Origin of the sequence: Billgrantia montanilacus (assembly GCF_003336675.1) — a bacterium.
Classification (GTDB): domain Bacteria; phylum Pseudomonadota; class Gammaproteobacteria; order Pseudomonadales; family Halomonadaceae; genus Halomonas; species Halomonas montanilacus.
Genome location: NZ_QPII01000003.1, coordinates 45884 through 66299 on the forward strand (window position 1 = coordinate 45884; position 20416 = coordinate 66299).

Below are 20416 nucleotides of genomic sequence, written 5' to 3' on the forward strand. Positions count from 1 at the left end.
TCGGCTCGTAAAAAAGCGGGACGAAGCCGATAAAAGAACCGGTTTCATCCCGCTTGTTGTCATATTCTTCGGGGGCTGGCAAACGCAACAAGCGCGCAGTGATGACTGCTATTTTCAGGCGCCCGGCCAAAATTTTGGGGATATTACAGGATTCGATCTCATTTGGCTACCGCGATGGCTCACAAACCCAATACATCCTGCATGTCATATCGCCCATTGGGCCGGTCGGCCACCCAGCGCGCCGCGCGTACCGCACCCTTGGCAAAGGTCATGCGGCTCGATGCCTTGTGGGTGATCTCGATGCGCTCGCCCTCGGTGGCGAACATCACCGTGTGTTCGCCGACGATATCCCCGGCACGCACCGTGGCGAAGCCGATTTCCTTGTCCGTGCGCGGCCCGCACTGGCCCTCGCGGGCGAAGACGCCGTGCTCCTTGAGCGTGCGGCCGAGGCTCTCGGCCACCACCTCGCCCATCTTCAGCGCGGTGCCCGAGGGGGAATCCACCTTGTGGCGATGGTGCGCCTCGATCACCTCGATGTCGTAGCCCTCGTCGCCCAGCGCCCGGGCCGCGGTTTCCATCAGCTTCAGCGTCAGGTTGACTCCGACGCTCATGTTGGGCGCGAAGACCAGCGGGAGCCTGTCACGGTAGGCGTCGAGCGCGGCCAGCTCCTCGTCGGAGAGCCCGGTGGTGCCGATGACGATCCGCTTGCCATGCTTGGCGCAGAACGCCAGATTGGCCAGCGTCACCTGCGGGCTGGTGAAGTCGATCAGCACGTCGAAGTCATCGACGATGGCCTCGAGGGAGTCCACCGCCGTCACCCCCAGCTTGCCGACGCCCGCCAGCTCGCCGATATCGGCACCGGCCAGCGAACTGCCCGGCTCGACGATACCGCCGGCCAGGGTGGCTCCGGCATCCTGCTGCACGGCGTTGACCAGGGTGCGGCCCATGCGGCCGGCGACGCCGACGATGGCGATACGGGTCATGCGGACTCCTGCGAAATCGGTAAGTTGAAGATGACAGGGAGTATACCAGAGCATACCCCGCCTGGACCGATGCTTGGGTAGCGGCGGCAGGATCGCCCACACTGGACATGACGATACGATGCAAGGAACACCATGCCGACCCCGATACCGCCCGGCTCCGCCAATGAAACCGCCCTGCTCGACCTGCTGCGCCGCCACCCCTGCATACTGCTGACCGGCCCGCCCGGCAGCGGCAAGACGACCCTTGCCCGGTCAGTGGCCGCCCGCCTGGTCGAGCGCGGCGAGGTGTGTCATTGCCTAAGCGCCGACCCCGGACTACCCGGTTTCGGCCCACCCGGCGCCGTGTGCCTTGGGCGCTGGGACCCGCAGCTTGGCGTAGGCGGCGACTGGCACCTGGAGGCCATCGAGGCACTGGCCTCCCTGGACAGCGTGCGCTTCCGCCTGCCGCTGGCCGAGGCGGTACGCCGGCTTGCCGGGCGCGTCGAGACCGGACCGCTGATCGTCGATACGCCGGGTGTGGAACGCGGCATCGGCGGCGCCGAGTTGCTTGCTGCACTCGTCAGCGCCAGCCACGCCAGTGCCTTGGTGCGGCTGGCGCCGGGAAACGAGCCCGATCCTTACGCGCAGGAACGCTTGGCGCTGGGCCTGGAAACGCTGGGGTTGTCTGCCGCCCCGCTCGCGCGCTATCCGGGGCGCCAGCTTCGCACCCAGCGGCGTACCGAGGCGTGGGACACCTATTTGGCCGCTGCCACCGCTCAGGAAATCGATCTTGTCGGCCTGGCCATCATCGGCACACCGCCACCGCACGACGTCGCCGCCGCCTGGCACAGGCGCCAGGTCGGCCTGCTCGACGCTAACGGCCGCACCCTGGCCATGGGGGAATTGCTTGCGCTGGAAGGTGAACGGCTCAAGTTGCTGACTCCGCCACTGGGCGACACCCCGCGCACCCTGGTGATACGTGACGCCATGCGCCATCCCGAAGGCCATCTCGGCACGGCGCGCCCCTATCGTGCCCCTCACCCAGCGACACCCGACGAGCCATCCTTGAGGCTGGCTTTACAGGAAGCCGTCGACGGCCCGCGGCCGACTCTGCGCCTCGATGGGGTACGCGCGACACTGGTCAACGGTGTGTTCGGCGACCCGCTGCTGCATCTGCGCCTGCGTCATCGCAAGCGCAGTCTGCTGTTCGACTTGGGCGACCCCGGCCGGCTGCCGGCACGGCTGGCCCACCAGGTCAGCGATGTCTTCATCAGCCACGCCCACTTCGACCACATCGGCGGCTTCCTGTGGCTGCTGCGCTCGCGCATTGGCGACTATCCACCGTGCCGGATGTATGGGCCACCCGGGCTCGCCGGACATCTGGACGGGTTGATACGAGGCATACTATGGGATCGGGTCGAGGCAAAGGCGCCCCGCTTCGAGGTCTACGAGCTGCACGGCGAGCGCCTGGCCCACTATCGCCTGGCAGCCGGCCAGTCGATGAAGGCGCTCTCCCCCAGGGACGTCGAAGATGGCGTACTCCACGCGGAGCCAGGGTTTCGCGTGCGCGCCGTCACGCTGGATCACGGCACGCCGGTGCTGGCCTTCGCTTACGAGCCGGACGTGCAGGTCAAGGTACGCAAGGAGCGCCTGGAAGCGCACGGCTGGTCGCCCGGCCCGTGGCTCGGCGAACTCAAGCAGCGCGTACTGACCAGCGACGATGAGAGCGAAATCGTCCTGCCCGATGGTAGCCGCCGCCCGGCCGCCGAGCTTGCCGCACAGCTATTGTTCTCGCAGCCGGGCCGGCGCCTGGTCTATGCCACCGACTTCGGCGACACGCCCGATAATCGCGAGCGCCTGTTGCGCCTTGCCCGCGGCGCCGGGGTACTGTTCTGCGAGGCCTCGTTCCGTGAGGAGCAGCTAGAACAGGCCCAACGCACCGGCCACCTGACCGCCCGCGCCTGCGGCGAGATCGCCGCCGCAGCCGAGGTTGGCCAGCTGGTGCCGTTTCACTTTTCGCGCCGTCACGTCGACGACGTGGGCGAGCTCTACAAAGAGATTCGCCGGCACTTCCCGCGCCTGGCCGCCACTCCCGGCAGCGAGCCTGGGCCGTGGGACGAAGGCGAGGAAGTCGGCGACTAGCCAGTGTCGCGCCGGCCATTCTGGCACAACAGCATGCCGATGGCGGCAAGCACCAGGGCACTGCCCGGCAGCCAGTGCCAGCCGATCTGCTCGGGTGCGGTGACGAACAGCAGCAGCATGGAGACGAAGGGCACCAGATAGCCGTAGGCGGTGACGGCCCCGGGGGTCAACGCCGAGGTGGCCCGCTGCATCAGCCAGAAGGTCAGGGCACTGGAGAACAGCCCCAGGTAGGTCACCAGCAGCAGGTCCTGCCAGGGCATCGACATGAGCTCGGCGGCGGGCTCGATGGCCAACCCCAGCAGGCCGATCCATACCCCGCCCATTCCCAGGCTCCAGAAGGTGCGCACCGAGGCCGCTTCCGGCAGCCAGCCATGGCCGAGCCCCCACTTGCTCAGCACCGGGTAGAGTGCCGAGGAGACACAGCCGAGGAAGAACACCGCCTCGCCGATGCCGAACTGGAGTCCTTCGCCATGCCCCATCGACTCGGCAACGGCCAGCCCCAGCGCCCCCATGGCGCCCAGCGCAAGAATCGCCGGCAGCTGCCAGGTCAGCCGTTCGACGCGAAAGCCCAGCCCCAGCAGGAAGGCCAGCAGCGGCACGGTGACGTAGAGCGTCGACATGGAAAGCGCCGTGGCGTGATGCGCCGCCCAGAACATGGCGCCGAAGAAACCGGCCAGGCAGAGGCCCATCAGGCTATAGAGGGGCAGTAGCCGCCAGGAGGGCAGGAAATCAGCCGAGCGGCGCGCCAGCCACCAGAGCCCCGCGCAGGCGATGGCGAAGCGCAGCGCGGTCAGCGACAGCGGCGGCAGCTGGCTCATCAGCTCGACGGCGGGAAACGACAGCCCCACCAGCGCCGCCCACAGCAGCATGCCCAGGTGGGCGGCGCGGGGCGACACCGGGACGTTCAATTTTCCCAGACGATATCCAGATCCTCGTCACCCGCCATGCGCTGAAGGTGGGCATCCAGCACGCCCTCCAGGCGATCGAGGCTCTCCTCCTCCAGCGCCTCGAGGGCCACCACCAGCTTGCCCGGCTCGACCTGCATCAGGCAGGAGCCCTCCTCGAAGACCACCCGGCTCTCGGTCTCGCCCTGCTCCACCTCCAGCTTGTGCGCCCAGTGCTTGCACAGCCGGTTCATCAGCTTCGCAGCTGACTCGGTAGCGATCTCCGTTCGCGACATCGGCATGACGACCTCCATTCGTTTTCGATTGAACGCATAGACTAGGACGATCCGGGTAGGCAATACCAGTCCCGAGCCTGGCGAACGCAGTGTTCGACAAAATGGCTCATCGACTCGACGCCCCACTCGATGAGCCTGCTGGAAAAACAAGACCCCGGCTCCTTGCGGTGGCCGGGGTCTTGTCTGCCGAGCTGTAGCCGGAAGCCCTACGGCTTCATATCCTCGAAGAACTTCTTCACGCCGTCGAAGAAGCCGCTCTTCTTGGGCGAGTGGTGGGCGCTGTTGGTGCCCCCCAGGCTTTCCTGGAGCTGGCGCAGCAGGTCCTTCTGCTCGTCGTTGAGGTTGACCGGCGTCTCGACCACCACCTTGCACAGCAGGTCGCCGGGAGGGCCACCGCGCACCGGCTTGACGCCCTTGCCGCGCAGGCGGAACAGCCGGCCGGTCTGGGTCTCGGGCGGAATCTTGAGCTTGACCCGGCCGTCCAGCGTCGGCACTTCCAGCTCGCCGCCCAGGGCGGCGTCGATGAAGTTGATCGGCACGTCGCAGTGCAGGTGCTTGCCGTCGCGCTGGAAGATGTGGTGCGGCTTGATCGCCACCTGCACGTAGAGATCGCCGGGGGGCCCGCCGTTCACGCCGGACTCGCCCTCGCCGTTGAGCCGGATGCGATCGCCGGTATCCACGCCGGCCGGGATCTTCACCGACAGGGTGCGGGTCTCGCGCACGCGGCCTTCGCCGTGGCACTTGTGGCAGGGCACCTTGATGTGCACGCCGCTGCCGTGGCAGGTGGGGCAGGTCTGCTGCACGGCGAAGAAGCCCTGCTGCATGCGCACCTGGCCGTGGCCGTTACAGGTGGGACAGGTCTCCTTGCTGGAGCCCGGCTCAGCACCCTGGCCGTCGCAGCGCTCGCACTCCACGTGGCGGGGCACGCGGATGTCGACGGTGGTGCCGGAAACTGCGCTCTCCAGGTCCAGCTCCAGGTTGTAGCGCAGGTCGCTGCCCCGCTGCGGCGCGTGGGGGCTGCGCCGGCCGCCGCCACCGCCGAAGATGTCGCCGAACACGTCGCCGAAGATATCGCTGAAGCCGCCGGCTCCCGCGCCGCCGCCGAAACCACCGGCACCGAAGCCGCCGGCCTGGCCGTCGACGCCGGCATGGCCGAACTGGTCGTAGGCAGCACGCTTCTCGCCGTCGCTCAGGATCTCGTAGGCTTCGGAGACTTCCCGAAACCGCTCGGCCGAGCTTTCGTCATCCGGATTGCGGTCCGGATGGTATTTCTGTGCCAGGCGTCGGTAGGCCTTCTTTATGTCTTTCGTGTCGGCCCCGCGCTCGACGCCGAGCACTTCGTAATAATCGCGTTTGGACATGGGTCCATGCGCCTCCTGGTCTAGGCAGTTATCGCCTGATCCGCGGAAACGGCAACGCGGGAGTCATCCCCCCGCGCTGCCGTCGGCCGTGGCATACCTTCGACGATTACGGCTTCTTCTGGTCGTCGTTGACTTCTTCGTACTCGGCGTCGACCACGTCCTCGTCCGGCTTGCCGGCATCTTCGCCGCCGTCACCACCGCCCTGCTGGGCTGCCTCGGCCTGCTCGGCGTACATCTTCTGGGCCAGGTTGCCGGAGGCTTCGGTCAGCTTGTCCAGCTTGGCCTGGATGTCGTCCTTGTCGTCGCCCTTCAGCGCCTCTTCCAGGTCGCCGATGGCGGTCTCGATGGCCTGCTTCTCTTCGTCGCTGGCCTTGTCGCCGGCCTCTTCCAGGGTCTTGCGCGAGGCGTGGACCATGCCGTCGGCCTGGTTGCGCAGCGCCACCAGCTCCTCGAACTTCTTGTCCTCGTCGGCGTGGGCCTCGGCATCGCGGACCATCTGCTCGATCTCGTCATCGCTCAGGCCGCTGGAGGCCTTGATCACGATCGACTGCTCCTTGCCGGTGGCCTTGTCCTTGGCGGACACGTTGAGGATGCCGTTGGCGTCCAGGTCGAAGGCGACCTCGATCTGTGGCACGCCACGCGGCGCCGGCGGAATGTCGGCCAGGTCGAAGCGGCCCAGCGACTTGTTGCCGCCCGCCTGCTTGCGCTCACCCTGCAGCACGTGGATGGTCACGGCGGTCTGGTTGTCATCCGCGGTCGAAAAGGTCTGGGTCTTCTTGGTCGGGATGGTGGTGTTCTTCTCGATCAGCGGAGTCATCACGCCGCCCAGCGTCTCGATGCCGAGCGTCAGCGGGGTGACGTCGAGCAGCAGCACGTCCTTGACGTCGCCGCCGAGCACGCCGCCCTGGATTGCCGCACCCACGGCCACGGCCTCGTCCGGGTTGACGTCCTTGCGGGCTTCCTTGCCGAAGAAGTCGGCGACCTTCTTCTGCACCATCGGCATGCGGGTCTGGCCACCGACCAGGATCACGTCGTCGATCTCGGAAGCGGACAGGCCGGCATCGGCCAGGGCAGTCTTGCACGGCCCCATGGAGCGCTGCACCAAGTCTTCCACCAGCGACTCGAGCTTGGCCCGGGTCACCTTCACGTTGAGGTGCTTGGGACCGGTGTTGTCGGCGGTGATGTAGGGCAGATTGACGTCTGTCTGCTGGGCGCTGGACAACTCGATCTTGGCCTTCTCGGCGGCTTCCTTGAGGCGCTGCATGGCCAGGTTGTCGCCAGACAGGTCAATGCCGCTGTCGGACTTGAACTGATCGACCAGGTAGTTGATCAGGTGCATGTCGAAGTCTTCGCCACCCAGGAAGGTGTCGCCGTTGGTGGCCAGCACCTCGAACTGGGTCTCGCCGTCGACGTCGGCCACTTCGATGATGGAGATATCGAAGGTGCCGCCACCCAGGTCGTAGACCGCGATGGTCTTGTCGCCACGCGACTTGTCCATGCCGTAGGCCAGCGCCGCCGCCGTGGGCTCGTTGATGATGCGCTTGACCTCGAGGCCGGCGATGCGACCGGCATCCTTGGTGGCCTGGCGCTGACTGTCGTTGAAGTAGGCCGGCACGGTGATGACCGCCTCGGTGACTTCCTCACCCAGGTAGTCTTCCGCGGTCTTCTTCATCTTCTTCAGCACTTCGGCGCTAACCTGCGGCGGTGCCAGCTTCTTGCCCTTCACTTCCACCCAGGCGTCGCCGTTGTCGGCCTCGACGATGCCGTAGGGCACCATCTTGATGTCCTTCTGGACGACGTCGTCCTTGAAGCGACGGCCGATCAGGCGCTTGATGGCGTACAGGGTATTCTCGGGGTTGGTGACCGCCTGGCGCTTGGCCGACTGCCCCACCAGGATCTCGCCATCATCGGTGTAGGCGATGATGGAAGGCGTGGTGCGAGTACCTTCGGCGTTCTCGATCACCTTGGCGCTGTCGCCGTCGAGCACGGCTACACAGGAGTTGGTGGTCCCCAGGTCAATACCGATGATGCGTCCCATAGGAAATCCTCGAAAAGTCGTTGCTTGAATTCGTCTCTGCGGCGCTTGCCGCGGGGTTGTCGTCTATCTGGGGGGCAGTGTCTGCTTTTTCAAGTCCTGCCCCTATTTCAGATGATCTACCCGTTGCGATGACCGACTAGCTGGCAGCCTTGCTGACCACCACCATGGCCGGGCGCACCAGGCGACCGTTGAGCAGGTAGCCCTTCTGCATCACTTCCATCACGCTGTTGGGCTCGAGCTCGGGATTGGGCACCATGGCCATGGCCTCGTGGTACTGGGGGTCGAAGGGCTCGCCCTGTGGGTCAACCGCCTCGACGCCGAACTTGCCCAGCACATCGTGCTGCATCTTGAGGGTCATCGAGACCCCCTCCCGGTGAGCCTCGCTGGCGTCCTCGCCCATGGCCTCCAGCGCCTTCTCCAAGCTGTCGACCACCGGCAGCAGCTCCTTGACGAAGCGCTCGAGGGCGAACTTGCGCGCCTTCTCGGCCTCCTGCTCGGCGCGCCGGCGCACATTCTGCGCCTCGGCTGCCGTGCGCAGCACCTGATCCTTGGCCTCGGCCAGGCTCTCCTCGAGCTCGGCGACCTGGGCGGCCAGCATCTCGGCCTCGGGGTTGTCGCCCACTTCGGCCTGCTCGGCCAGCGCCTCGGCCTCGTCGGCCGCCTCGATGGCCTCGCCTTCGAGCTCACCCTCCACGGGCTGCGGTTCGGCCTCTTCTTCGCGCCTTGCCAGCTCGTCGTCCAGCGGGGTCTGGGGTTCTTTAGCCATGAACATCTCCTGAAACGGTGAATCGGCCCCGCGGGCCGAACAGGATTCGGGTTGGCGATAGCATCGCAATCTGCCGCCTATATGGGGGCCACGACGAAAATCTCAAGAAAAAACACCCAAGGAATTGACATGTGCATTGAGAGAGACGGTCGTCTACTGTATAAAAACTCATTAAAGGTGTATGGATATCCAGCCTGCTGCTCAGGCCAGCTGTTGTGACGAGCCGTCTGCAATGAATTGTCTCAACGAACTGTCACAACGAGCCGTCGAGAGCCAAGGCGCCGGGAGGAAAGATGCTGACTCAGCTTGCCATTCGAGACTATGCCATCGTCGAACGCCTCGACCTGGAGCTTGCCGGCGGCATGACCGCCATTACCGGCGAGACCGGGGCCGGCAAGTCGATCCTGCTCGGCGCCCTGGGGCTGTGCCTGGGCGAACGCGCCGATGCCGGCAGCATTCGCCACGGCTGCGAGCGTGCCGACCTCAGCGCCCGCTTCGATATCGCCGCACTGCCAGCCGCCCGCGCCTGGCTCACAGAACGCGAACTGCCCGCCGACGATTGCCTGCTGCGCCGCGTGGTGACCGCGGCCGGCCGCTCCAAGGCGTGGATCAACGGCCAGCCGGCGACCATCGCCGACCTCAAGGCCCTGGGCGAGCACCTGGTGGAGATTCACGGCCAGCACGCCCATCAGGCGCTGTTGCGTGAGGAGACCCACCTGCGCCTGCTCGACGATTTCGCCGGCCAGCGCACGGCAGTGACCGAGCTGGCCGAGACCTTCCGCAGCTGGCAGGCCGCCCGCCGCCGGCTCAAGCGGCTGGCCGAGAGCGGCGACGAAGTGCAGGCACGGCGGCAGCTGTTGCGCTATCAGGTCGAGGAGCTGGACGCCCTGGCCCTGGGGGACGACGAGCTGGCGACCCTGGAGCGCGAGCAGGAGCTGCTCGCCCATGCCGAGGAAACCATTCGCGAGGCCCAGTTCGCCGCCGACTGCTGTGACAGCGACGAGGGCGGCGCGCTATCGCTGTTGCACCAGGCGAGCAGCCGCCTCGGCGTGCTGCCGGGCCACGCCCAGGGCGGGCTGGCCGAGGCGCTGAGCATGCTGGGCGAGGCACGTATCCAGATCGAGGAGGCGGCACGGGAGCTGCACCGCTTCGTCGATACCACCGAGCTGGACCCGGAGCAGCTGGCCTGGGTCGAGTCGCGGCTGAGCGAAGTCCACCGCATCGCCCGCAAGCATCACGTCATGCCGGAAGAGCTGCCCAGCCTGCAGCTGCGGCTGCAGGCAGAGCTGGAAGGCCTGGAGGGAGGGGAACACGACCTGGAGGCGCTGCGCGCCGAGGTGGAGGCCCTGCGCGATTCCTGGCGCCAGCAGGCCCGCAGCGTCAGCGAGGCGAGACAGCGAGCGGCCACCCGGTTCGGCAAGGCGGTCCAGGAGCAGCTGGCCTTCCTGGCCATGGGCAAGGCGCGCTTCGAGGTTGAAGTGGAAGCCCGCGAGATGCCGGCCGCCGATGGCCTGGAGGGCATCCGCTTCCTGATCAGCGCCAACCCCGGCCAGCCGCCTCGCCCGCTCTCCAAGGTGGCCTCCGGCGGCGAGCTGTCGCGCATCAGCCTGGCGATCCAGGTGGTGGCGGCACGCCACTCGACCATTCCCAGCCTGATATTCGACGAGGTGGATGTCGGCGTCTCGGGCGCCACCGCCGAGATCGTCGGCCAGCTGCTGCGGCGGCTCGGCACCGACGGACAGGTCATGACCGTGACCCACCTGCCCCAGGTGGCCGCCCAGGCCCACCACCACCTGCATATCGAGAAGCAGGCACGGCGCAACACCACGCAGACTCGCATGGCGCTACTCGACGAAGCCGGCCGCGTCAGCGAGCTGGCTCGCATGCTGGGCGGGGTGAACCTCTCCGACCGCACCCTGGCTCACGCCCGGGAGATGCTCGACGCCAGCCAGCAGAGCGCGCACCACTGAGTGCCCTTCATGCGCCACCCTCCGCAACAGACGACAGCGACCCCGCACCTTTCGGAGCGGGGTCGCTGTTGTCTGTGGAATCGGCGAACCTGGAATCAGCGGGCCTGGAATCGGCTAGCCTTGCCGGCGTATCAGGCGGAACCGCGGGGGCGCACGTAGAGCACCAGGGCATGGTCAACGAGCTCGAAGCCATGCTCTTCGGCGATCTCTTTCTGACGCCGCTCGATGGTCTCGTCGAAGAATTCTATGATCTCGCCGCTGTCCAGGCACACCATGTGGTCATGATGCTCTTCCTGGGAAATCTCGAACACGGCGTGGCCGCCGTCGAAATTGTGGCGAATCACCAGGCCGGCTGACTCGAACTGGGTCAGCACTCGATAGACGGTGGCCAGGCCCACGTCTTCTCCGGCATCCAGCAGTGACTTGTAGACATCCTCGGCGCTCAGGTGGTGCTGGCCCGTAGCATTCTCGAGAATCTGCAGGATTTTCACGCGGGGCAAGGTGACCTTGAGGCCCGCCTTGCGCAGTTCATGGTTCTGGTCGGCCATGTTAGCTCTTCGCAGTATCAGGTAGGGTCGGGTATGATCGACCGAATCCACGATAGTGAAGAACGGACCCAAATGCAAAAGCTGATCAAGACCGCCACTCTTATCCTCGCCCTGACCCTGGTCAGCGGCTGTGTGTACAAGCGCGACCTGACCCAGGGTAATTACATTACCGAGGGCATGGTCGAACAGCTGCAACCCGGCATGAGCCGCGACCAGGTCGTGGGAGTTCTGGGGCGCCCGCTGCTGGAAGCGCCTTTCGATGCCAACCAGTGGGACTACATCTTCCGGCTCGACGAGGCCTATGGCGGCGTACAGCAGCGTCGCGTGACGCTGACCTTTGACAATGAGCGGCTGGTCGATATCCAACGGCGTGGCGACTTCTCCGAGGATATCCAGCTTCGTGCACAGGATGGCGCGGGCCCTGCCGTCGAAGGCGCCAACCCCATGGACGCGATACCGGAGACCCAGCCACAAACCACGCCTGAAGCGGGCGGCACCCTGCCGCAAGGTGGCGAGCCGGCTTCGACCGAGCCGCTCTAGCTCGTAGGCCGGGTTATTGCCGAGCGCGTGCCGCGCGCTCGGCACGCGCCGCCTTGGGATCGATCGTGAGCGGGCGATAGACCTCGACTCGATCCCCTTCCCGCAGCGCCTGAACGTCGGGGTCGCGTACCGGCTTGCCGAAGATGCCCAGGTCGGCCCGTTCGAAGATTTCGGGGGCCACTTCCGGGAAATGCTTGGCCAGCTCGGCCTGGGCCACCGCCTGGCGCACAGTCGTACCCTCGGCCACCGTCAGGGCGACGATGCGCTGCCTCTCGGCAAGGGCAAAGGCCACCTCGACATGAATGCCCCCCCCACTAGCGGCCATAGACGTCATCGGCACGCCGCGTGAAGGAATCCACCAGTTGCCCGGCCACCTGCTGGAACAGCTTGCCGAACGCCATGCCGAGCAGGCGGTTGGCAAACTCGAACTCCATCTCCAGGCAGACCTTGCAGCTGTCCTCACCCATGGGGATGAACAACCAGCGGCCGCGCAGGCGCTTGAAGGGGCCGCTCACCAGCGACATCTCGATGCGATCCGGCTCGATCAGGTCGTTGCGGGTCATGATGCTCTGCTCGATACCGGCCCGCCCCAGGGTCATCTCGCCGATCAGGTGCGACTCGTCTCGTTCGACCAACCGCGCCCGCCGACACCCGGGCAGGAACTCCGGGTAGCGCTCGAAATCGTTGACCAGATCGAACATGTCCTGAGGGGTGTGCCGCACCAGGGCGGAACGATTGACCGATGGCATGGAGCTCTCCGCTGACTTCACAGTGCCCAGGGCGTATCATGAGCGGTTATTTCACGCCTTGAATGGTATCACGCTTCCCCCCATATCGAAGGGGAGGTCGCCAAAGGCAGAACACGATACGAGGTACCATGGCCATCAAGAAAGCCAAGGGCAAGGGCCCAGGCAGCAGCACCATCGCCCAGAACAAGAAGGCGCGCTTCGAGTACCATATCGACGAAACCTTCGAGGCCGGCCTGGTGCTGGCCGGCTGGGAAGTGAAGAGCCTTCGCGCCGGCAAGGCCCAGCTCACCGACACCTACATCCTGATCAAGGATGCCGAAGCGTGGCTGCTCGGCTGTCACATCATGCCGCTCAACACCGCCAGCACCCACGTGCTCGCCGACCCTACGCGCACCCGCAAGCTGCTGCTGCATCGCAAGGAGATCGCCAAGATCTTCTCGCGCACCCAGGAGAAAGGGCACACCTGCGTGCCGCTGAAGCTCTACTGGAAGGGCAACAAAGTGAAGTGTGAGCTGGCCCTGGTGACCGGCAAGAAGCTCCACGACAAGCGCGCCACCGAGAAGGACCGGGATTGGCAGCGCCAGAAGGGCCGCATCATGCGGGAGCAGACCAAGGCCTGACGGGTTCCTGGGCTGCGTGAATCGATTGAACCCACTCAGCAAACAGGTGTCACAGTACTGCCCATGCTGATATGATGGGCCTGCTACGGGGGCGACATGGCTTCGACGCCGGTGACAACCTCCTAGGTGCATGCCGAGAGCGTGATGTATCTCGTAAATCCAACATCACGACTAAATAGTCGCAAACGACGACAACTACGCTCAGGGCGCGCTGGCAGCTTAATAGCTGTTAGCTTCTAGCCCGGCCCCGAAGCGATGTGCCCATTCATCGCGGACGGGATATGAGCTAAAGATGATGGGATCGCGGTTGACGGCGTCCTCACGTCAATCGCTAAACCTTTGAGGAATCGCGTTGCTGGATCCTGCCCGTTGGAGCCAGCTGCGTTAAACCAAAAAACGGACCTAAGCATGTAGAGCCGAAGAGCGAGTACCGGCGGACGCGGGTTCAATTCCCGCCGCCTCCACCAATTAGCTAGACGAAAAAAGCACCTACGGGTGCTTTTTTCGTTTCATTGGCATGATTTGGCCTCTATTTTGGCCAGCTTTTCCTAGGGCATTAACTATCGCTGGCACAGAGGGGCCGGGCTGAATCTTCGCGTCCTTAACACCTCCTCAAGCATCCTACCTGAGCATCCTTGGTAAACAGGTGCGAGACCATGCAGGCAGGAAAATTCGAATCTTTACTCACTGAGCATATCTAGGCGTAAGGTAAGCCATTCCCAAAGTGATGGAGAATTTTCGCCGATAAATACCAGTTGACTCTCTCCCTTCTGCCAGTTCTCTAGTTCCCAGCTGGTCAATCTCCCAGCGGCACGTTGCAGCGCCAGTACGCGACCGTCCTCCAGGCGAACAATGGCCTTGAAGCGCAGTATCTGCTGGGGCATATCATGCAGTAGCGCACTTAGCTCGTTCATATCCACGACACCCTCGCGCTTCCAACTGAGCGTCTCGAGCCCTAGGGCTTCGATGCTGGTCGCCGGGGAGGAAACAGAATGCACTCGGCGAAACATTGGCGCCTCGCTCGATGCCGGCCAGAAGACGAAATCCGCCGGCAGTGCTGCCTGAGTCGCCCTTACATGACGGGAGCCGGGAAGCAGAATGGCCTGTTCGAGCTGAGCAATGGTTTGCTCGTCCACCAGGTCCGTCTTGTTGATCACCACCAGGTCGGCATTATCGATCTGTGAAGACACAAGATGTCGCAGGGCCGGGCTCAGGTCGGCATGATCGAGAGCTGCATCGACCAAGGTGATGACGGCGTCCAGCCGGGCTCTAGCCCGAATGCGCGGATAGCCCAGCACATTCACCACCCGCTCCGGGTCCGACACGCCGCTGCATTCAATTAGCAGATGATCGAGCTCCCCTCCTCGTCGCTTGATCATTGATTCAATAGAAGAAGAGAGCTCGCCCTGCAGACTGCAGCATACGCAGCCATTGCTAAGGGTGATCAGGTCGTCGCGACGATTATCGACAAGCGCCTCGTCGATGTTTAGCGCCCCAAAATCGTTGACCATGACCCCCAGTCGACGTCCATCGGAATGTTGCAGCAGGTGATTCACCAGGGTCGTTTTTCCGGCCCCCAGGAAGCCAGCCACAACGGTGACGCCGAGTTCAGCCGTCATGTCACGCATGAAACTTCCTTTAATCACGCTGTAGGACGCCAGGCAGCACGCACAGCATTTCGTACAGTAGCGTCGCGCCCATCAGAGCGGTGTTGCCGCTGGGATCATACGGCGGGGAGACTTCAACCAAGTCACCTCCGACGATATTCAGCCCCGCCGCACCGCGCACGATCTCGAGCCCTTGGGTTGAGGTCAAACCTCCCATTTCTACAGTACCCGTGCCAGGTGCCACGGAAGGGTCGAGACCGTCGATATCGAAGGTGATGTAGACGGGGGTATTGCCCATCTGCGCACGCACCTCCTCCATCAGCGGCGCCAGCGAGTGGTACCAACACTCCTCCGCCGACACCACCCGAAAGCCCTGTTGACGGCACCAGTCGAAATCCTCGGCCGCATAGCCGGTCCCGCGCAGGCCGATCTGTACCACCTTGCCGTGGGCCAGCAACCCCTCCTCCTGAGCACGGCGGAATGGCGTACCGTGAGCCAGCGGCTCACCGAACATGTGCTCGTTCACGTCGGCATGAGCATCGATATGGATTAGCCCTACTGGCCCGTGCTTCTTCGCCATTGCTCGCAGGATGGGTAAAGTAATGAGGTGATCGCCCCCTAGGGTCAACGGGATGCAAGCGTGCTGCAACACGTCCTCGTAATACTTCTCGATGATCTCTACCGATTTGGGCAGATGAAAGGTGTTGATCGGCACATCGCCGATGTCACCCACCTGAAGGCTTTCGAACGGTGCGGCCCGCGTAGCCATGTTGTAAGGCCGTAGCATGCGCGATTCGTCACGAATCTGGCGGGGCCCCAGTCGGGTGCCCGGGCGATTAGAGGTAGCGATGTCCATTGGCACTCCGATGAATGCCACATCGAGCCCCTCTGCACTATCATGGGCAGGCAGGCGCATCATTGTCGCGGACCCGCCGAACCGAGGCATCTCATTGCCACCAAGAGGCTGGTTAAAACTCGCCATATTATTTGCGCTCCTGACTCGCCTTGAGCTCGATCTCGACGAAGGCGAAATGGCCTTTGCCAGCGTTAATGACGTTGTGCTCCACGCCAGCCAGGCGCCGATAAGAAACGCCCGCCTTGACCTCGCTCTCATGGTACCCTTCAGCGGTATGTAGTCGCATCACGCCATCCAAGAGCGGAACGACGACATAATCATGAGGGTGACGATGCCAGCCGGTCTCCGCCCCTGGCGCGAAATCCCAGCGCGTCACGATGACCTTGTCATCCTCAAGCTGACTTGTCGGTTCGGCCGGCAACGGTTGGCGGGTCATGTAACCTCCTAATTGAAAATGAGTTCGGGCAACCACAAGGCAATTTGCGGGAACATCACCAGCAGCACGATGCCGATTACCTGCATGGCAAGAAAGGGCACTACCGATCGATAGAGGTCCCCGGTCGTCACTTCCGGCGGAGCGACAGAGCGCATATAGAACAAGTTGTAGCCGAAAGGTGGCGTCAGATAGGCAGTTTGCATTGCCAGCACAAATAGCGTGGCGAACCAGATAGGATCAAAACCCAACGCTTTTATGATAGGCACATAGAGCGGCACAGTGATGAATAGGATGGCCGAGTCATCCAGAAACATCCCCAGAATCAGGTAGCTGAGCAGGATCACGGTTAGGATGAGATAAGGGCTCAAGTCAGCGACCATTATCTGGTTCATAATCGCCTGGCCAGCTCCAAGGGCGATATAGATCTTCGAGAAGATCACCGCACCAATCATGATCCACATCAGCATGCCCATGATGCGTGCTGTACTGAAGAGTGCACTGTTGAGCATGGGCAGGTTGAGCTTGCCACGTGCCAGTGCACACAGCATGGCACCAAAAGCACCCAGGGCTGAGGCCTCTGTCGGCGACGCAACTCCACCCGCCATGGTCCCCAGCACCGTGACGATGAGAGCTCCCGGTAACAGAACAGCCTTAAGCGCTACAACCTTACCCAAGAAATCGACACGATCGGCAGAATCGATGGGCGGCCCCATTGATGGGTTACGGTAGCAGCGTATACCAATATAGGTCATGTAGATGATTGCTAGCATCAAGCCAGGCATGATGCCCGCAGCGAAGAGCTTACCGACTGATTCTCGGGTCAGAAAAGCATAAAGGATCATGACCAGGGATGGCGGTATCAGAAAGCCCAATGCACCTCCCGCCATAATCGTGCCGGCGGAAAGCTGTTTACTGTAGCCCCGCTTGAGCATGGCAGGCAACGCTATCAGTCCTAAGCTTACAGTAGCGGCACCAGTAATGCCGACCATAGCCGCAATCAAGGCGCAGATCACCACAGTACCCATGCCCAGACCGCCTCTAATGCCTCCCATAATCTTGTAAATCATTTCGAAGAGGTCATCGGCAATGCCTGACCGCTCCAAGAGCATCCCCATAAGGATGAAAAGCGGCAAAGCTACGAGAATGAACTCATTCATCAGGCCGAAGACCGAAGGCATCATGATGCCGAGGCTGTCGGGACCCCATATCCAGAAGCCGAAGCCGACGCCCACTCCCATCAGGGTCCACGCCAGCGGCACGCCGAAAAACATCAGAGTAAGCATGGCGCCGAACATCAGCAGCGTCAGCAGTATCGGATCAATGCTTACCATGAGAATCCCCCTGGGTGTCGGTGCCTAAACCGGTCGAGGGATCGTTATCCAGAGGATGTCCAAGCAAGGTACAGAGGTGGCGTAAGGTGTTGGCCAGCATTTGCAGCATGATCAGCAGCACGGCCAGAGGGATCATGACTTTCACCGGCCAGATGATAGGCGCCCAAGTACTGCGGAAGGAGCGTTCTTGCATGGCCACCGATTGCATGGCGAAGTCGTAGGCGCTCTCTAGCAGCAGCGCTAACAGGATCAGCGTGAGCAAGCCTATGGTAAAGGAAACCAGCGCTTTGCCTTTCATCGAAAGACGCTGATAAAAAATATCGATCCGCACATGGCCATGCCATTTCTCTGTATAGGCCCCGGCAAGGATGGCATAGACGCCATAGGTTAGGGTGGAGGCCTCATGCGCCCAGTTGGTGGGCGAGCGCAGCAATTGCCGCGCCGCCACCTCATATACCAGTACGCAAACCAGAGCAAAACCAAGCCAGGCGACGAACCGCCCGAGCCATTCGCTCAGGCGGTCCTGCCAGCGGATCCAGGCGTGAAGCAGGTGCATCGCTTGGCTCCCAGTCACTCGAGGCGGCCTTTGTCACGTGCCATTTCGCGAATCATCTCAATGGCCTCGGCGGCACGTGGCGACTTTTCGGCTTCGGCATCCCAAACTTCCTGGGCTGCCTCGGTCATCGCCAGCACATCGTTCTCCGGCAAGGTGGTAATCTCGAACAGGTGAGCCGCCTCCTCGTTCCACTCCACGAACTTCTGGTGACGGTAGTCAGCCCACTCGGCGGTGACCTCCATAAATGTTTCCTGGAGATCTTCCGGCATGCGGTTCCAGACGTTCTGGTTGACCAGCACGTTGTCCACAAAGCCCGGATAAAGCATGTTCATTTCGGTGTAGCTGGTAGCCACTTCGTTGAGCTTGAGTACCGAATAGTCATAGGGGCCTCCATAAATCAGCCCGTCGATGGCATTGGTACTCAGTGCGATATAGAACTCCTGAGGCGGAATGTAGACCGTAGGAATATCGAAGTGATTGAGTACCGCCGATACGGACGGGGTCGCGCGTATCTTGAGCTCACTCATATCGGCCAGAGACTCGACCGGTTCCTTGGTGAGCAAGTCGAACTTGCCGCCGAAGACCGGCACGGTGTAGTGCACGCCCTGCTCGGCATAGTTCTCGGCCAGCAGTTCGCCGAGGCCACGCTCGTTCCAGAGTTCCTTGGCCTCATCGAGATCGGTCCAGGCCATGGGAATGCCGGACTCGAGTACGGCAGTATCCATCTGCCCGCCCCAGTAACCGCCGTAGCCATAGATAGCCTGCAGGGTACCGCTACGCAGTGCGGCGAACATCTGGTCATTGGGTACCAATTCGCCACCGCGGAAGATATTGAGCTTGATACGGCCATCGCTGGCTGTATGCAGCATGTCTTGGAGGCGTTCGAAGATTGCGTCTTCTTCGGTACCGGTGTAACGCTGCATGCGGATCTCGATAACCTCGCCGTCCTGGGCCAGCACGGCTACCGGAAAGGCCAGGGCGCTCCCGGCCAGCGCCAGGCAAGCCAGGCCAGTCTTGACGGAGATGGCAACGGACCGAGTGGTTAACTTGTTGTTATGCATGGAGTTCTCCTGCTGTATAGGAAGCGTCATGTCTACCGGGGTGCCTGGGAGCACTCAGTGGGTGCCGGAATCACCCAGTCGTTTTCACCTCGTGGCGTGGTGATGTATTCAGGCCAGCGGAAATAAATTGGAGGTTCGTAGTCGCACAGAGGGGCCATCCACTTCACTCCACCGATACCCCCACCGGTACGCTGTTCGAACTCAGCCTTCGCCGCGTTCAGTGCGTCCGGCTCCTGGAATAGGTCAAGCAACGTCAGCCCAACCGTTTTCGCCGCCGTTTCGATCATCGGGTCAATACACGGAGCCAAGCCACCCAGGGCGTTCATGACCCAATCCGGGTATGCACCGCCATCGTCGCGGGGCGCCAGCGCGGGACGTCCGATATAGAGGCGCACGGTCGGGGCATGCCAGCTGTACTCGGTGTAGTCGTCGGAGGTGAAGTGGGTCTGGTTGGACGGAAGTATCTGGCGCAGTTCGCGCTCCGCGTCCTGCGGCTTGCGCAGGGTCTCGATATCGGACAAGAACGGCTTCTCCATCGGCGTCATGCCCAGGTTGGCCTGGATCTGGCGGGCCAGTTCCACAGCCTTGTCGCCCAACTGCGGCGCTCCGACCCGTTCGAGGTTGGCGTACGTCAGCTCTGCCAGGGCATGGTTAGCCAAGCCGGGGCGCGACTTGGCGACCCAGTGACGCTCGACCCGGCAGTGGGTCAGTTTGGCCACAGATTCGGCGATATGGTCCAGCCCCCTGACCACATGTTCCGCCTGCTCAACCGACGAGACGCGAATGAAATACTGGATCTGGGACATCTGGGCCGCCAGATTGTCGGCGGTCGCCTGGCCGGCATTCAGGATCGCCTCGTTCATCGACCAGTTCAGGCCGCTGGCCAGCACATGCTCGCGCAAGGCCTTGGCGTTGATGTACATCTGGGTGACAGCGTCGTTGGCCCCCGGGGCACGAGCGCTGGCATGGGAGGCCGCAATGGGAGAATGGCTCCCGCGGGTCATCCAGGTCTCGGGGCTATCGCACAGAAATGTGTAGATCACCCCATAGGCAGCGCCGCAGTGAGTGTCCCAGCGCGTGGTGTTGCACAATGGCAGCATATAAAAAGGATGGAAGCTGATCGCCGCATCCAAGTCATCGTAATAGCCACGGGCCGCATGGATCGGCTTCGAACCACGCACTTTTTCGGCCGGCTCGCCGAAGAACTTCAGCGTGCCGCCGATGCCGTGCTCCTTCATCAACGCCTGCATGGCCAGGAAGCCACCCAAGGAACCCATGCCCAGCGCGGAATGCGGATCGGTATGGCCGCCGGCCCAGGGACTCAGGTTGTCGCGGGGGCGTTTCACCACGTCAGCCGCCTGGCAATTGCCGGGCACCGCATCGTACTCCGCATAACCGCCAAGGGTAGGGCCCTCACCGTTGCTCCAGGTGGCGCAGAAGGCCGTGGGCATGCCGCCCGAGCCCTCCTCCACCTCAAAGCCGTGTTCGCGCAGCAGGTCGACATAGAAACGCGCCGAGCGGTATTCCCGCCACGCGGTTTCAGCGTAGTGCCAGATGGTTTGGTTCCAAACGGAAAGCTTGGGCATCAGCGCATCGACGCGCTGGGTGAGGGAATCACGTTGAGTTTGCGTGGTCATCCAGGCTCCTCTCAGGAGTGTTATTGCTTTGAAAACCACTATAGAGCAAACTCAAC

The 20416-nt window shown here is 63.1% G+C and carries 20 protein-coding genes and 1 other RNA gene; 5 read left to right on the forward strand and 16 right to left on the reverse strand.

The features are described from left to right. Positions 1-179: 179 nt before the first annotated feature. Positions 180-983, reverse strand: a complete 804-nt coding sequence (gene dapB, locus DU505_RS05580; protein WP_114478014.1) for a 4-hydroxy-tetrahydrodipicolinate reductase — start codon at positions 981-983, stop codon at positions 180-182. Between the two features lie 132 nt (positions 984-1115). Between dapB and DU505_RS05585 the strand changes: the two genes are divergently transcribed. Beyond that, complete coding sequence (locus DU505_RS05585) at positions 1116-3104, forward strand: MBL fold metallo-hydrolase (RefSeq protein WP_114478015.1); 1989 nt, start codon at positions 1116-1118, stop codon at positions 3102-3104. On the opposite strand, the gene DU505_RS05590 is transcribed toward DU505_RS05585, so the two are convergent. The 5 genes from DU505_RS05590 to grpE form a co-directional block, all read right to left on the reverse strand. Continuing rightward, positions 3101-4000 (reverse strand): DMT family transporter, encoded by a 900-nt coding sequence (locus DU505_RS05590; RefSeq protein WP_245947782.1) that lies wholly within the window; start codon positions 3998-4000, stop codon positions 3101-3103. The genes DU505_RS05585 and DU505_RS05590 overlap by 4 nt on opposite strands. 8 nt (positions 4001-4008) lie before the next feature. Then, entirely contained in the window at positions 4009-4290 is a 282-nt protein-coding gene (locus DU505_RS05595) for a DUF2218 domain-containing protein (protein ID WP_114478262.1), read from the reverse strand. A 200-nt stretch (positions 4291-4490) separates the two neighbouring features. Then, positions 4491-5645: a molecular chaperone DnaJ gene (dnaJ, locus tag DU505_RS05600; protein WP_114478016.1), complete on the reverse strand. Its 1155-nt coding sequence runs from the start codon at positions 5643-5645 to the stop codon at positions 4491-4493. 106 nt (positions 5646-5751) lie between these two features. Beyond that, positions 5752-7683: a molecular chaperone DnaK gene (gene dnaK, locus DU505_RS05605; RefSeq protein WP_114478017.1), complete on the reverse strand. Its 1932-nt coding sequence runs from the start codon at positions 7681-7683 to the stop codon at positions 5752-5754. Positions 7684-7819: 136 nt separating this feature from the next. Beyond that, on the reverse strand, positions 7820-8449 hold the full coding sequence (grpE, locus tag DU505_RS05610) for a nucleotide exchange factor GrpE (RefSeq protein WP_114478018.1): 630 nt from the start codon (positions 8447-8449) through the stop codon (positions 7820-7822). Between the two features lie 293 nt (positions 8450-8742). Between grpE and recN the strand changes: the two genes are divergently transcribed. Next, positions 8743-10419 carry a DNA repair protein RecN gene (gene recN, locus DU505_RS05615; RefSeq protein ID WP_114478019.1) on the forward strand — a complete coding sequence of 559 codons (1677 nt, stop codon included), beginning with the start codon at positions 8743-8745 and terminating at the stop codon, positions 10417-10419. A gap of 131 nt (positions 10420-10550) precedes the next feature. Here recN and fur read toward each other — a convergent pair whose 3' ends face one another. Then, on the reverse strand, positions 10551-10967 hold the full coding sequence (gene fur, locus DU505_RS05620; protein ID WP_114478020.1) for a ferric iron uptake transcriptional regulator: 417 nt from the start codon (positions 10965-10967) through the stop codon (positions 10551-10553). Between the two features lie 72 nt (positions 10968-11039). Here fur and DU505_RS05625 point away from each other — a divergent pair, with 72 nt between their 5' ends. Continuing rightward, positions 11040-11507: an outer membrane protein assembly factor BamE gene (locus DU505_RS05625; protein ID WP_114478263.1), complete on the forward strand. Its 468-nt coding sequence runs from the start codon at positions 11040-11042 to the stop codon at positions 11505-11507. Between the two features lie 13 nt (positions 11508-11520). Here the strand turns inward: DU505_RS05625 and DU505_RS05630 are convergent, their stop codons facing one another. Together DU505_RS05630 and DU505_RS05635 are read right to left on the reverse strand one after the other, a co-directional pair. Beyond that, positions 11521-11841, reverse strand: a complete 321-nt coding sequence (locus tag DU505_RS05630) for an RnfH family protein (RefSeq protein WP_422667000.1) — start codon at positions 11839-11841, stop codon at positions 11521-11523. Further along, positions 11822-12256 carry a type II toxin-antitoxin system RatA family toxin gene (locus DU505_RS05635; protein ID WP_114478022.1) on the reverse strand — a complete coding sequence of 145 codons (435 nt, stop codon included), beginning with the start codon at positions 12254-12256 and terminating at the stop codon, positions 11822-11824. The genes DU505_RS05630 and DU505_RS05635 overlap by 20 nt, the downstream gene beginning before the upstream one ends. 128 nt (positions 12257-12384) lie before the next feature. On the opposite strand from DU505_RS05635, the gene smpB reads away from it, so the two are divergent. Together smpB and ssrA are read left to right on the forward strand one after the other, a co-directional pair. After that, positions 12385-12876: an SsrA-binding protein SmpB gene (gene smpB, locus DU505_RS05640; RefSeq protein ID WP_114478023.1), complete on the forward strand. Its 492-nt coding sequence runs from the start codon at positions 12385-12387 to the stop codon at positions 12874-12876. An 87-nt stretch (positions 12877-12963) separates the two neighbouring features. Then, positions 12964-13343: a transfer-messenger RNA gene (ssrA, locus tag DU505_RS05645) on the forward strand. Positions 13344-13556: 213 nt separating this feature from the next. Here ssrA and DU505_RS05650 read toward each other — a convergent pair. Genes DU505_RS05650 through DU505_RS05680 form a run of 7 tightly spaced genes read right to left on the reverse strand, consistent with a single transcriptional unit; the run spans position 13557 to position 20360 of the window. Then, positions 13557-14504, reverse strand: coding sequence for a CobW family GTP-binding protein (locus DU505_RS05650; protein ID WP_114478024.1), 948 nt, complete (start codon positions 14502-14504; stop codon positions 13557-13559). A gap of 10 nt (positions 14505-14514) precedes the next feature. Then, complete coding sequence (gene speB, locus DU505_RS05655) at positions 14515-15465, reverse strand: agmatinase (RefSeq protein WP_114478025.1); 951 nt, start codon at positions 15463-15465, stop codon at positions 14515-14517. Between the two features lies 1 nt (position 15466). Then, positions 15467-15775: a cupin domain-containing protein gene (locus DU505_RS05660; RefSeq protein ID WP_114478026.1), complete on the reverse strand. Its 309-nt coding sequence runs from the start codon at positions 15773-15775 to the stop codon at positions 15467-15469. Positions 15776-15783: 8 nt separating this feature from the next. Then, complete coding sequence (locus DU505_RS05665) at positions 15784-17106, reverse strand: TRAP transporter large permease (protein ID WP_114478027.1); 1323 nt, start codon at positions 17104-17106, stop codon at positions 15784-15786. Beyond that, positions 17093-17662, reverse strand: a complete 570-nt coding sequence (locus DU505_RS05670) for a TRAP transporter small permease subunit (protein ID WP_114478028.1) — start codon at positions 17660-17662, stop codon at positions 17093-17095. Before DU505_RS05670 ends, DU505_RS05665 begins: the two co-directional genes overlap by 14 nt. A gap of 14 nt (positions 17663-17676) precedes the next feature. Then, positions 17677-18723 (reverse strand): TRAP transporter substrate-binding protein DctP, encoded by a 1047-nt coding sequence (gene dctP / locus DU505_RS05675; RefSeq protein WP_181872738.1) that lies wholly within the window; start codon positions 18721-18723, stop codon positions 17677-17679. Positions 18724-18755: 32 nt separating this feature from the next. Beyond that, positions 18756-20360 (reverse strand): zinc-binding metallopeptidase family protein, encoded by a 1605-nt coding sequence (locus DU505_RS05680; protein ID WP_114478030.1) that lies wholly within the window; start codon positions 20358-20360, stop codon positions 18756-18758. Positions 20361-20416 lie beyond the last annotated feature (56 nt).

Bases quoted from the DNA above. Each gene is read 5' to 3' on its own strand.
- DU505_RS05670 (WP_114478028.1), bottom strand. From the start codon at position 17,662: ATGCACCTGCTTCACGCCTGGATCCGCTGGCAGGACCGCCTGAGCGAA.
- DU505_RS05585 (WP_114478015.1), top strand. From the start codon at position 1,116: ATGCCGACCCCGATACCGCCCGGCTCCGCCAATGAAACCGCCCTGCTC.
- grpE (WP_114478018.1), bottom strand. From the start codon at position 8,449: ATGGCTAAAGAACCCCAGACCCCGCTGGACGACGAGCTGGCAAGGCGC.
- DU505_RS05680 (WP_114478030.1), bottom strand. From the start codon at position 20,360: ATGACCACGCAAACTCAACGTGATTCCCTCACCCAGCGCGTCGATGCG.
- DU505_RS05660 (WP_114478026.1), bottom strand. From the start codon at position 15,775: ATGACCCGCCAACCGTTGCCGGCCGAACCGACAAGTCAGCTTGAGGAT.
- dapB (WP_114478014.1), bottom strand. From the start codon at position 983: ATGACCCGTATCGCCATCGTCGGCGTCGCCGGCCGCATGGGCCGCACC.
- DU505_RS05635 (WP_114478022.1), bottom strand. From the start codon at position 12,256: ATGCCATCGGTCAATCGTTCCGCCCTGGTGCGGCACACCCCTCAGGAC.
- dnaJ (WP_114478016.1), bottom strand. From the start codon at position 5,645: ATGTCCAAACGCGATTATTACGAAGTGCTCGGCGTCGAGCGCGGGGCC.
- speB (WP_114478025.1), bottom strand. From the start codon at position 15,465: ATGGCGAGTTTTAACCAGCCTCTTGGTGGCAATGAGATGCCTCGGTTC.
- recN (WP_114478019.1), top strand. From the start codon at position 8,743: ATGCTGACTCAGCTTGCCATTCGAGACTATGCCATCGTCGAACGCCTC.
- DU505_RS05665 (WP_114478027.1), bottom strand. From the start codon at position 17,106: ATGGTAAGCATTGATCCGATACTGCTGACGCTGCTGATGTTCGGCGCC.
- fur (WP_114478020.1), bottom strand. From the start codon at position 10,967: ATGGCCGACCAGAACCATGAACTGCGCAAGGCGGGCCTCAAGGTCACC.
- dctP (WP_181872738.1), bottom strand. From the start codon at position 18,723: ATGCATAACAACAAGTTAACCACTCGGTCCGTTGCCATCTCCGTCAAG.
- DU505_RS05595 (WP_114478262.1), bottom strand. From the start codon at position 4,290: ATGCCGATGTCGCGAACGGAGATCGCTACCGAGTCAGCTGCGAAGCTG.
- DU505_RS05625 (WP_114478263.1), top strand. From the start codon at position 11,040: ATGCAAAAGCTGATCAAGACCGCCACTCTTATCCTCGCCCTGACCCTG.
- DU505_RS05630 (WP_422667000.1), bottom strand. From the start codon at position 11,841: ATGACGTCTATGGCCGCTAGTGGGGGGGGCATTCATGTCGAGGTGGCC.
- smpB (WP_114478023.1), top strand. From the start codon at position 12,385: ATGGCCATCAAGAAAGCCAAGGGCAAGGGCCCAGGCAGCAGCACCATC.
- dnaK (WP_114478017.1), bottom strand. From the start codon at position 7,683: ATGGGACGCATCATCGGTATTGACCTGGGGACCACCAACTCCTGTGTA.
- DU505_RS05650 (WP_114478024.1), bottom strand. From the start codon at position 14,504: ATGCGTGACATGACGGCTGAACTCGGCGTCACCGTTGTGGCTGGCTTC.